Origin of the sequence: Methylobacterium sp. J-068 (assembly GCF_022829445.1) — a bacterium.
Classification (GTDB): domain Bacteria; phylum Pseudomonadota; class Alphaproteobacteria; order Rhizobiales; family Beijerinckiaceae; genus Methylobacterium.
Genome location: NZ_JAKSXY010000039.1, coordinates 1 through 10,415 on the forward strand (window position 1 = coordinate 1; position 10,415 = coordinate 10,415).

The window sequence follows — 10,415 nt, forward strand, 5'->3', positions numbered from 1 at the left end:
CCCGCCCATCGTCGAGCGGGTGAAGGCGTACCGGTCCTGCCTGTTCGACCGGTGGGTGGAGGCCAAGCGCTTCGCCCAGACCAGCGACGACCTCGCCGATCATCAAGCCGCGGTGGATGCCTACACGGCCTTCATGCGGGCGCACCTTGCCTCGGACGAGCGGAGCCACCTCGACCTTGAGGACGAGATCGCCCGGCTGACCGTCGAGAACAGCCGATTGAAGGCCCGCGTACGTGGAGGAGGACCGGCATGAGCCGCATACGATCGATTCACCCCGGACTCTTCACCGACGAGGCGTTCGTCTCCCTGTCGGCGCCAGCACAAGTCCTATGGATCGGCCTCTGGTGCGAGGCCGACGATCAGGGCGTCTTCGAGTGGAAGCCGCTCACCCTGAAGATGCGCCTGATGCCGGCCTCGACCGAGAGCGTCGAGCCCTTGCTGCAGGAACTCCTAAACGCGGGCTGCATCTGCCGCTTCGAGGAAGGGCGCTCCTACGGCGTCGTCCGCAACTTCGTGAAGCACCAGCGTCCGAAGTCGCCGAAGGTCGTCCACCCCCTGCCGGAATCTCTTCGGAACTACGCCGGCTTCAATGGCGATGGATCGCGCCCTGACGCCACCACCGGGAGAAAGCGGTTCGCATCGGGTTCCGAACCAGTTCCGAACTCGGCCGGAACTGGTTCCGAATGCGGCTCTCAGATGGAGGATGTAGGATGTAGGATGAAGGGGAAGGAGGAAGAACAGACACCTAAGCTTCATCCTGAGAAACCTGAGCCTGACACTCGCACCGCCGCTTCGCGATCGGTGCCCGAAACGAGCCGATATCATTTCGAGGCTGGCGTGATCCGGCTGAACGAGGCCGACTTCCGAAAGTGGGAGGCGGCGTTCCCCAGCATCGGATTGCGCGCCGAGCTGACCGGGCTTGCCGGCTGGGCCGCCGAGCAGCCGAACTGGTTCTTCGCCGTGCCCGGCGCCCTGGCCAAACGGGATCGGGAGGCGCGGCTCGCGGTCGAGCGCATCAAGGCCGAGGCCATCGCCAATGCCAACGCGCCCAAGCCGAAGGCCTGCGGCTACGTGCCGTGAGATCGGTCGATGAGATCCTTCGCGAACTCGGGATCGTCCTGCGGTCCACAGCGCCCGGCCGGCACTACGCGATCTGCCCGAACTGCGCGGTCCACGCCAAGCACGCCGCCAACCGCCGACGCCGCTCCCTGGGCGTCACGATCGACGCCGGTGGCGTCGGGTTTCGATGCCTCAACTGCGACCTGAGCGGCGGAAAGTTCTTCGACGATGCATCTCAACCCCAAGGCCGTCACCTGGCTGGAAAGCCGGTCCATCGAGAGCGAGACCGCCTCACGTTTGGGGATCTACAGCGCCAAGCACGTTCCGGGTGGCGACCCGGCTCCTGACGTCACGGGGACGATCCTGGTGTTCCCGTACATCGACGGCGGCGCGGAGGTGAACGCCAAGTACCGGGTGCGGGACGCGAAAGGCGGTAAGCGGTTCTGGCAGCGGGCCGGCGCCCGCAAGACGTTCTTCAACGCCGACGTCCTCGACGATCCGGCCTTGCACTCCGGACAGGCTTCGGCGGTGATCACCGAGGGGGAGTTGGACACGATCGCGGCCATCCAGGCCGGCTTCCCGTTCGCGGTCTCGGTCCCCGACGGCGCGCCGCCGGCCCGTGACGAGGCTGGCAATCTCATCGCCGTGCCGGACAATGCCGACGACGTGGTGCCCGAGCACGACGATAAGTACCGCTACGTCTCGAACAACTGGGAGCGCCTGAAGCGGATTCGCCGTTTCGTGCTGGCCACCGATGGGGACGAGCCCGGGAGCCGTCTCAGCCTGGAACTGGCCCGCCGCCTCGGCCGGTCCCGCTGCGCGATGGTGAACTACCCACCCGAGCCGTGCGTGCCCGACGCGGACGGCGTCCTGCGACCGGCGAAAGACCTGAACGAGGTGCTGCACCATTTCGGGTCCGATGCCGTGCTGGCCTGCATCGCGACCGCGAAGCCCTTCCCGGTGAAGGGCCTCTACAAGCTCTCCGATTTCCCGGAGCGCCCTCCGCTTCAGGCCCTGACCACCGGCTTTCCGCCTCTCGACCTGCACATGCGCCTGTACCGCGGCGCCTTCGTTGTCGTCAGCGGCCTGCCCGGTGGCGGCAAGACCGCGCTGATGACCCAGATCGCCATGAACATGGCCCGCGGCCACGGCTGGCGCATCGCCATCGCCTCGTTCGAGATGCACGTTCGACCCGTGCTGGAGAACATGCTGATCGGCTTCCTTCTCCAGAAGCCGCGCTCCCTCTGGACCAAGCCCGAATGCGACGGCTGCCGGCGCTTCATCGACGAACACTTCGTCTTCATCGCCCTGGCGCCCGAGGACGACGAGACCGAGGCCGACGTTCAGTGGGTCATCGACCGTGCCGCCGACGCGGTGGTGCGCGAGGGCATCTCCATGCTGCTCCTCGATCCCTGGAACGAGGTCGAGCACAAGCGCCGGCCGGGCGAGAACGTGGCCGACTACACCAACCGGGCCATCCGCCTGCTGAAGCGCTTCGCCCATTCCTACGACGTGTGCACGGTCGTCGTGGCCCATCCCACGAAGGCGGCCGGCCTCTCGGTCAAGGCCGGTGAGCCGATGTCCCTCTACGACATCGCGGACGGCGCCACCTGGGCCAATAAGGCCGAGATCGGCGTCGTCATCCATCGCGCCTCGCCGCACGATCGCATCGCCAACGTCGGCATCCGGAAGGTCAAGTTCCACGAAACGGGCAAGATCGGCGACGTCTCGCTGATGTTCGACGACGAGCTTCGGGCCTTCGTGCCGTGAGGCTCTCCTGCGCACCGCCCTGTTGCAAACCGAGGACCGACATCATGCCTGCTAGCAGACACGGACGGGGCTTCGACGCGAAGGCGACGCCGCAGCACAATGTCATCGTCGCTCAAGATGAGCCGATCCCGGAGGAGCGCAGGAACAAGACGCCGAACCTCTGGGCCAAAGGCGTGCGCTGGTACATCTGCACGACGGCGCCCAGCCGGGAGCTCTCGGCCGCCGCTAGCGTTCGGCGGATCATGTTGGGCGGTGCCAGAGCAGGTGAAACGCCATTTCTGGCCTATGTGCCCTGTGAGTTCTCCTGGAGGCGGTCTGTTCGATCGAACCTGCGTGTGCCTCGTCGTGAGCAGCAGCGTCCCATCATGCGCTCGTATCTCTTCCTCGGTGTTCTCGGTGGTCTCTGCGACATGACCCTCGCAGCCCTGCGGGAGCGCGACATCGATCAGCGCAACGTGCACGGGCTGACCGGAATCCTGGGTTCACGCACGGCCGGCCCCCTGCGCATGAACGCCGAGGGGCTGAGATGGATGCGGAGACAGGGCGAGGACGAACTTGCGGGGCGAACAAACCTGAACCCTTTGGTTGGCTTGCGGGCCGGCGACCCGGTGCGAGCCGGCTCCGGAATGTTCAGCGGATTTGCCGCCACTTTTGTAGGAACAGCCACAGGCGGCACAGTCGGCGTCGTCTCGATCGCAATAATGGGCTCAGCCTTCAACGTCTCATTGCCAATCGAAGACGTACATAAAACTGCTTAGAGAGCGAATGCCCCCAAGGTAAAACTAAATCAATGGGCAAGCCGAACCATTTGGAAGGACTATTTCGTTATAGAGGCCTGGCTTAAATAAAGTTCCGGCGCGTACCGGCCAAGACACCGATGATCTAAACGTAAAATTATTGTCGATATCACCGACAAATTTCATCAAGTTTTTCCCAAAAACAGGCGTGTAGGGCATCTGAACCTCAGCTAGGAGATACCGCATCCCCGGCATTCTGAAACCAGGAGGAACAGTCAAATCTCCTGCTAAACCAATGCTTCTTGCAACGGCCCCAGAGGCTGCGAAGCTCGAACACACGCGGGGCGCTGTGTTGACGATATTGAGATCAAGGCCGAGCGCGGTTACGACGATTTTGACCGCATCATTTTTGAAAGGACGTAAAACGAGCTGCGAGCTTGCCAAGATGTCGGTCATAGCAGCCAGTGAGACGGGAGAGGTCGTGGCCGCCTGAGAGGTCAGGTCTGCGATGGTCCGGGCCAAGAGAGAAACTTTTCGCCGATTGTCCAATGCCCTGCTGAACTCAATGACACCAACAAAAATAGCAAGTAAAATAGGCAACACCATTGCGAACTCGATGGCTGATACGCCATGCCTGTCGCCAACGAACCGGCTGAGGATTTTGCAACTGGGAAAGAGCCTCATCATCTCGACGCCTCTTCAGCAGGCTGATCCACTAGACGTGTCATAAGGCTCGGTGCGCATGACGACCGTGGACACAATCAGACTCGACCCATCGCCAAAACTATCGAATCCGAAATTGAGATACCTAAATGCAAGCGCGTATTTTACTGCAGCCGTCAAGACGACGATGTCGCCTGGCTTGGCACAAGCATAACCTCCGCCGAAATCCTTTGACCAAGTGCCAGTTTGATCATCGATGATTTTAGGCACATTCCCTGCTGAAAAGTTCGAGACGACTGCAATATCCAGCTTCAATCCGCTACAGCCGAAAACCGTTGCTCCAACCTGCGAGGACCCGCATATACTGTTTCGCATTAACGTAAGCAGCGCTTGAGTGTCCTTCAGAGACTTGTTGCTGGACTGAAAACCGCCCGTGTAAAGTGTACGAGCCGATCTTTGAAGAGCTTCATCCAAGTTCTGATTTGCCCAAACAATAAGGCAAAATTGAAAAAAGGCACCAATGATCGATATAAAAGGACCGGACATCAAGGCGAACTCAACTGCAGAAGCGCCGCTGATATCGCGTCTTACCTGCTTGGACGCATGACGTAGCATGCCTAAGGCATACGTCGGCCCTTGCACCAATGTGTGTAGATCATACATAACGCAGCACTCGCGACACCTTAATAGTCACCTGCTATTACTCGACGATCCTTATCTTTTTATCGACGACCTTTACCTGCTTCGGACAGGAAACTATCAATCTGATATCATCATAATCTTGATCGCCTCCCGGACGGTCCTCCCATCCATAGTACATGTATTTTCCTTCTTCACAGCTTGCCTTCGCAACGTTTGGCGATCGACCTGTTTTCCTGTCGGGAATAATGCCACCCGACGATTTCGGGCTGCAATCCTTGAGGCTGTCACAGATGATCGTTTCCAGCATTGGATACTTTACGACGTCAATCGTCGCGTTCGTGCCGACGTTGTTTCCCTTCATATTCATCGTCTGGACACGAGTTCCTGTGTCAATGACGAGATCTGTATAGTAGTTATATGCGTTCGATCCTATTTCATTCCACCGAGATGGAGTCGTTCGAGCATCACGAACGTTCCGTAGCATATAGCTAACAGCTTCATTCTGCCCGCAAACAGGCATTTTACTTGTATCGTAAGACGAGGGAGGGGATGCGTTATCGGCAATGGGAGTGAGCCCCCTCCGACCCGCATCAGCATCCTTCTGCCGTTTGGGGTCTGAGGAGTAGCAATACATATAAACGCGATTATAGTCCGCAGCTTCTGGCGACAGCTGAGCTAGGGACGGCGCCGATGTTTCGTAGACGGGCGCCACACGATTCACTGTAGCAGCTGTGCTGATCTCGATCTGATTGGGCATTCCGGGAAGGATATGAATGAATGCCGTCTTCATGATCATCGAGACAGTCACGCGGTAGTTTGACCCATCAAGCCAGTTCCCAGTGATCTTGAAGCCGCCAGTTTCGCTTTGGGTACCGAGGGTGGAGGTGAGCTGCGCATTCGCAAGGTTGAAAGCCTCGGCAGCTGCAGCGGTTGTGTCAGCGTTCGCGACAAGCAACGCCGTCGCGTCCGCAACGGTGGCCTCAACGGACCGGATACGAATGGCATTGCCATAATCAACGACGGCCCCGCCAATCCCGAAAATGACGGGAAGAAGCAAAGCGAACATGATGAGAATGTTACCATCCTCGCAGCGCCGGAGGCGTGTTAGCGTCTGCATGGCCGTAAGAGTTCCGTAGGCGCGTCCAGCGATAAGCTGGCCAAACATCTTCTCTCATTCCCTCCTTTACATTTCGTAAACATATCATTTGCGTCTCATTACTAAGGATGCGTTCTCCGAACGCATCCTGTGTGCCCTCTGGATACGGGGGTCGCATTCGCACTTCTACCGACCACTGCCCTCATCCGTACAGTTTGAGATCAAGCAGATCGCACGGCACTCTGATGGTCCGAGCGTATGTGTTGCTAGTATCTTGACTTAGCATTCTTCTATGATAGGTGTAGTCTGCGCCGATATCAGAACAATATGGACGGATCGTGCGCGAGGACGGATGTGAGGCCGAGACAGGTCCTGCCGGTTCTTCCATAGGAGAGATGCGCCTCAAGCCGAGATCGCCGCGAAGCTTTTCGTGGAAACTGTTAGGGGAACGGACGACCTACCCGCATTCGTAGCGGATGCCTTACGGTAAGAAGCAGCAAAGGCCCAGCGACCTTCTGTTTCGTCCGTATCGCGCGCTCCGGTCCGAGGATCGGGATTGGGCGTAGAGAGGATCGAAACGCCCGAGCCGACCGGTCAGCATGACGTCGGTCATCCTTGAAGGTTGGCCACCATGTTCTACGACTAGGTGCACAGGCTGCGTCTTTGCCTCTGGCGGCGTCAGGAGAAGATGCTGGAACGCACCCACCGGCTGAAGCGAACGGACGGCGACTCCAACGTCCCGAACGCCTCTGCAACGGCAGGATACGGTGCGGGTGCCGACGCCGAGACTTACGCCAACGCAGGCCTGGGCTACGCGAACATCAACATCGACGCGATCTCCTGCTCCGGCGGTGGAACGTCCTGCTCGTCCGGTGGAGATGGCGGATCGTCGGGTGGGGGTGGTGACTAACTCCCGCATGCCGTGACGGGACAGCCGTTTTCACCACGATGTAGGCTGGTTAGCCAAGTAGACCACCGCTGGCGGACTCCTGCGCGTGAGGGCCGACCATCGGCCAGATCGCGGAGTGAGCCACACGCCTGGGGCGCCCCTCATGGAGACGCCCTTGTGCATTCAGTAGTAGAATCGGCGCGGCCCACCGTAGCCGCCGTAACCGTACTCGGGCGGCGGGGGCGGCGGCGGACGACGATAGCCGTACCCATCACCCCAATACGGCGGCGGACGGCGGTTCGGACGGCACTCACCCCAGGGGTTCGGGTGCCATCCGGGACCGCACCCGCCAGCTACCAACTCGACCGAAGCGCTACGCTCGGAAGAGCCGAGCGTGCCAACGCCTATCGGCGCGGCACTAGCCGCCGATGCAAAGCCAAGGCTGCCAGCGAGCACCGCAGTCATGCCGAGCACTCTCAGGTGCTTCATCAGAGGATTTCCTCGATCTTGCCCTGCCTGCCCATTCAGGCGGGGAAAAGCGCAGACTGATCTCTGCCTGGTGAATGGCTGCTGACGGGATTACGGCGCGGACGAGGCAAGCGTGCCCGCAGGCTCTGTGAGCGAGAGAACGCTTAGGTCGGCTGGTCACGCCCAGCCTGTTACGGAGAGACTGTCCAGAAGGGGCTCCACCTGCCAACGGTAATAGCGTCTTTCGCGCTCGCTCAGCTTACCCATCCCCTCGTGGGCTACCTTGAGCGCTAGCATGTGTTCGATCGAGCTTTGCCCGATGACGCCAGACTGAACGGCGATTATAATCCGGGCGTGAATGTCACGATAGACCGAAGCAAAAGACACCATCTGTCGCCTCCCTCCGAACTAGGCTTGATCAACTTTCCATGTCTGACCAAGCGGGCTGGAAGATCTCCGTTCCCAAATCGAGCATAGCTTGGTTAAGACTCTGTTAAGAGATCGTTGATCGTTCGAGTTTTTCGATGCTGTCACGATGTAGATCGATGTATTCAATGCCGCACTGCGGGATGGATGCGATCGGGTTTCCGGCAGCGAAGGTCAGGCATTACAGCAGTAGGGACCCTGGGTACCCAAAACGTATACGGGTGGTCGGGGTCCCCAATGTTCCTAGCGCCAGGGTCCCAAAACCCGGTAACAGGGTAACAGGTAACAGCGCCCATGGCCGAAACGACCGGGGCTAAATTCCTAAGCCAAGCCGACTTCGCCCGCCGACGCGGCGTGTCCCGGAAGACGGTAACGGGCTGGAAGCAAAAGGGTATTCTGGTCCTCGGCGAGGCCGGATTGATCGACATCGAGGCCACCGAACGGGCCCTCGACCAGCGGCCAGCGAACGATCGCGGCGGTGTTACCCATCGCCCCGTTCGGACCGTCCCAGGTAACAGGTCGGCGCCGGAGCCGAAGGCGCCCGCCAAGCCCAAGCCGGATACCTGGCAGACGATCGGTGAGGCGATGCCGCGGCCCGGTGCTGCGCAGCGCGGCGGCGATGAAGCTCAGGTCGATGAGGCGGGCCTTGACCCGACGAACCTCCCTCTCCCGGAGGCCATCCGCCGGAAGGAGAACTTCCTCGGCCTGCAGCGCAAGCAGGAGGTCGAGAAGAACGAGGGCAAGCTGGTCGACCGCGAGGCGGCCGAGAAGCTGTTCTTCGACCAGGCGCGCGACGTCCGCGACGCGTGGCTATCCTGGCCCGCCCGGGTCGCCATCCCGATGGCCGATGAGCTGAAGGTCGACCCCCGCGCGCTGACGGCGATCCTGAACGCCTATGTCAAACAGCACCTCTCCGAGCTCGGCGATCCTGAAGAAGACTTCGGCTGATACGGGGAGCCTGCTCCGGTCCTGGCGGAAGGGGATGACCCCGACGCGGGACTTCAACGTGGTCGAGTGGGCAGAGGAGTTCCGGCGCCTCAGCAAGGAATCCTCGAACGGGGGGCGCTTCGTCACCTCCCGGGTCGAGGTTGCGCGCGGTCCGATGCTGGCGGCGACGGAGCCGGGTGTGGCCACCATCACCCTGATGGCCTGCACGCAGTTGCTGAAGACGACCGTCATCGAGAACATCCTCGGGCGGTTCATCCACATCGACCCGTGCCCCATCCTGGTGGTGCAGCCGAAGGACGACGCGGCCGAGACCTTCTCGAAGGATCGGCTCGCGCCGATGATCCGGGACTCGAAAGCCCTTCGCGACATCTTCGGAGACCTGAAGTCCCGGGATGCCGGCGCGACCCTGACGCACAAGCAGTTCCCGGGCGGCCATATCACCCTCGTGGGCTCGAACAGCCCGACCAACCTCGCCATGCGGCCGATCCGACTGCTCTGCTGCGACGAGATCGACAAGTACCCGCTCTCGGCCGGCGGCGAGGGCTCACCCATCGACCTAGCCGAGGAGCGCCAGGCCGAGTTCAAGGCGAACAGCCTCTCGGTGCGGGCCTGCTCGCCGACGATCGCGGGCCGCAGCGCCATCGAGGCGTCCTACGAGGAGAGCGACCAGCGCAAGGCCTTCGTCGAGTGCCCCGGGTGCCACGGCTGGCATCCTCTCGAATGGGAGCAGGTGCGCTTCGATAAGGACGAGGCCGGCAAGATCCGGCTTGAGACCGCGCGCTACGAGTGCGTGGCCTGCGAGCATCCGATGACGGAGCCACAGCGGCACGTCGCGCTGCGCAAGGTCGAGTGGCGGCAGACGCGCCCGTTCACTTGCTGTGGTGAAAACCAGACCCCGGAGCGCTGGGCGGCCGAGGCGCACGGTGTCGCCCGGGCCCTGTGCATCCACTGCGGCGCGGAGGCGGTGCCGAACGATCACGCGGGCTTCCAGGCGTCGAAGCTCTACGCCCCGAAGCAGACCATCCGCGAGACGGTGGCGAAGTTCGCCCGCGCGCTGAGACGAGGCCCGGAGGCGTTGAGGACGTTCTTCAACACCCAGCTGGCGCGGACATGGAAAGAGGGCGCCGACGCGCCGGAATGGCAGGACGTCTACGCCCGGAAGGATCGATATCGCAGCGGCACCGTGCCGGCCGGCGGCCTCATCCTGTTCGGCGGTGTCGACGTGCAGAAGGACCGCCTCGAGGCGAGCGTCTGGGCCTTCGGGCGCAACCGGGAGCGCTGGCTGATCGAGCACCGGGTGCTCCCCGGCGACACGGTCCGGGCCCAGGTCTGGAAAGACCTCGAGGCCATGTTCGACGAAACCTGGGAGCACGAGAGCGGCGCCGACATGCGCGTTCGCGACTGGGGCGTGGATTCGAGCGGCTTCACGGCCGAGGTCTACGCCTTCGTCAGGACCCAGGCCGGGCGAGCCGTTCACGCGGTCGACGGCCAGGACAGTTACGCGGCGGCGTTCCTCGGCGTGGGTGCGAAGGACGCGACACGGGCGGGCAAGAAACTGCGCCGCGGCTTGAAGACGATCCGGATCGGCGCCTCGTTCGCCAAGCAGGAACTCATGGGGTGCCTGGCGCTCCACCGCCCGCCCGAGGGCAAGCCCTTTCCGGCCGGCTTCGTCCACCTCCCGGACGACGTCACCGAGGATCAGGTCAAGCAGCTGACC

At 61.7% G+C, this 10,415-nt stretch carries 11 protein-coding genes; 7 read left to right on the forward strand and 4 right to left on the reverse strand.

The features are described from left to right. From MKK54_RS03015 to MKK54_RS03030, 4 genes are all read left to right on the forward strand, one after another. Positions 1 to 253: DUF837 domain-containing protein (locus MKK54_RS03015; RefSeq protein WP_244009039.1), on the forward strand; the 253-nt coding region annotated here is incomplete at its 5' end. A gap of 152 nt (positions 254 to 405) precedes the next feature. Next, on the forward strand, positions 406 to 1,080 hold the full coding sequence (locus tag MKK54_RS03020) for a hypothetical protein (RefSeq protein WP_244009041.1): 675 nt from the start codon (positions 406 to 408) through the stop codon (positions 1,078 to 1,080). A 207-nt stretch (positions 1,081 to 1,287) separates the two neighbouring features. Next, positions 1,288 to 2,829 (forward strand): AAA family ATPase, encoded by a 1,542-nt coding sequence (locus MKK54_RS03025; protein ID WP_244009043.1) that lies wholly within the window; start codon positions 1,288 to 1,290, stop codon positions 2,827 to 2,829. 44 nt (positions 2,830 to 2,873) lie between these two features. Further along, positions 2,874 to 3,587, forward strand: a complete 714-nt coding sequence (locus tag MKK54_RS03030) for a hypothetical protein (protein ID WP_244009045.1) — start codon at positions 2,874 to 2,876, stop codon at positions 3,585 to 3,587. Between the two features lie 24 nt (positions 3,588 to 3,611). Here the strand turns inward: MKK54_RS03030 and MKK54_RS03035 are convergent, their stop codons facing one another. The 3 genes from MKK54_RS03035 to MKK54_RS03045 are packed head-to-tail and all read right to left on the reverse strand — an operon-like array spanning position 3,612 to position 6,036. Continuing rightward, entirely contained in the window at positions 3,612 to 4,253 is a 642-nt protein-coding gene (locus MKK54_RS03035) for a TadE/TadG family type IV pilus assembly protein (RefSeq protein WP_244009047.1), read from the reverse strand. A gap of 12 nt (positions 4,254 to 4,265) precedes the next feature. Further along, the gene (locus MKK54_RS03040) at positions 4,266 to 4,892 is read right to left on the reverse strand and encodes a TadE/TadG family type IV pilus assembly protein (protein WP_244009048.1); all 627 of its coding nucleotides are present in this window, start codon (positions 4,890 to 4,892) and stop codon (positions 4,266 to 4,268) included. Positions 4,893 to 4,929: 37 nt separating this feature from the next. After that, a complete protein-coding gene (locus tag MKK54_RS03045; protein WP_244009050.1) occupies positions 4,930 to 6,036 on the reverse strand; it encodes a TadE/TadG family type IV pilus assembly protein in 1,107 nt (368 codons plus the stop codon). 619 nt (positions 6,037 to 6,655) lie between these two features. On the opposite strand from MKK54_RS03045, the gene MKK54_RS03050 reads away from it, so the two are divergent. Beyond that, on the forward strand, positions 6,656 to 6,877 hold the full coding sequence (locus MKK54_RS03050) for a hypothetical protein (RefSeq protein ID WP_244009051.1): 222 nt from the start codon (positions 6,656 to 6,658) through the stop codon (positions 6,875 to 6,877). A 162-nt stretch (positions 6,878 to 7,039) separates the two neighbouring features. Here MKK54_RS03050 and MKK54_RS24715 read toward each other — a convergent pair whose 3' ends face one another. Beyond that, the gene (locus tag MKK54_RS24715) at positions 7,040 to 7,345 is read right to left on the reverse strand and encodes a GCG_CRPN prefix-to-repeats domain-containing protein (RefSeq protein WP_409564118.1); all 306 of its coding nucleotides are present in this window, start codon (positions 7,343 to 7,345) and stop codon (positions 7,040 to 7,042) included. A 699-nt stretch (positions 7,346 to 8,044) separates the two neighbouring features. Between MKK54_RS24715 and MKK54_RS03055 the strand changes: the two genes are divergently transcribed. Together MKK54_RS03055 and MKK54_RS03060 are read left to right on the forward strand one after the other, a co-directional pair. Then, on the forward strand, positions 8,045 to 8,698 hold the full coding sequence (locus MKK54_RS03055; RefSeq protein WP_244009053.1) for a hypothetical protein: 654 nt from the start codon (positions 8,045 to 8,047) through the stop codon (positions 8,696 to 8,698). 34 nt (positions 8,699 to 8,732) lie between these two features. After that, the coding region (locus MKK54_RS03060; RefSeq protein WP_244009055.1) for a phage terminase large subunit family protein at positions 8,733 to 10,415 on the forward strand (1,683 nt) is incomplete at its 3' end.

What these genes read in the sequence shown, in the direction of transcription:
- MKK54_RS03020 (WP_244009041.1), top strand. Translation starts at nt 406, where the DNA reads ATGCCGGCCTCGACCGAGAGCGTCGAGCCCTTGCTGCAGGAACTCCTA.
- MKK54_RS03050 (WP_244009051.1), top strand. Translation starts at nt 6,656, where the DNA reads ATGCTGGAACGCACCCACCGGCTGAAGCGAACGGACGGCGACTCCAAC.
- MKK54_RS24715 (WP_409564118.1), bottom strand. Translation starts at nt 7,345, where the DNA reads ATGAAGCACCTGAGAGTGCTCGGCATGACTGCGGTGCTCGCTGGCAGC.
- MKK54_RS03045 (WP_244009050.1), bottom strand. Translation starts at nt 6,036, where the DNA reads ATGTTTGGCCAGCTTATCGCTGGACGCGCCTACGGAACTCTTACGGCC.
- MKK54_RS03030 (WP_244009045.1), top strand. Translation starts at nt 2,874, where the DNA reads ATGCCTGCTAGCAGACACGGACGGGGCTTCGACGCGAAGGCGACGCCG.
- MKK54_RS03055 (WP_244009053.1), top strand. Translation starts at nt 8,045, where the DNA reads ATGGCCGAAACGACCGGGGCTAAATTCCTAAGCCAAGCCGACTTCGCC.
- MKK54_RS03035 (WP_244009047.1), bottom strand. Translation starts at nt 4,253, where the DNA reads ATGATGAGGCTCTTTCCCAGTTGCAAAATCCTCAGCCGGTTCGTTGGC.
- MKK54_RS03025 (WP_244009043.1), top strand. Translation starts at nt 1,288, where the DNA reads ATGCATCTCAACCCCAAGGCCGTCACCTGGCTGGAAAGCCGGTCCATC.
- MKK54_RS03040 (WP_244009048.1), bottom strand. Translation starts at nt 4,892, where the DNA reads ATGTATGATCTACACACATTGGTGCAAGGGCCGACGTATGCCTTAGGC.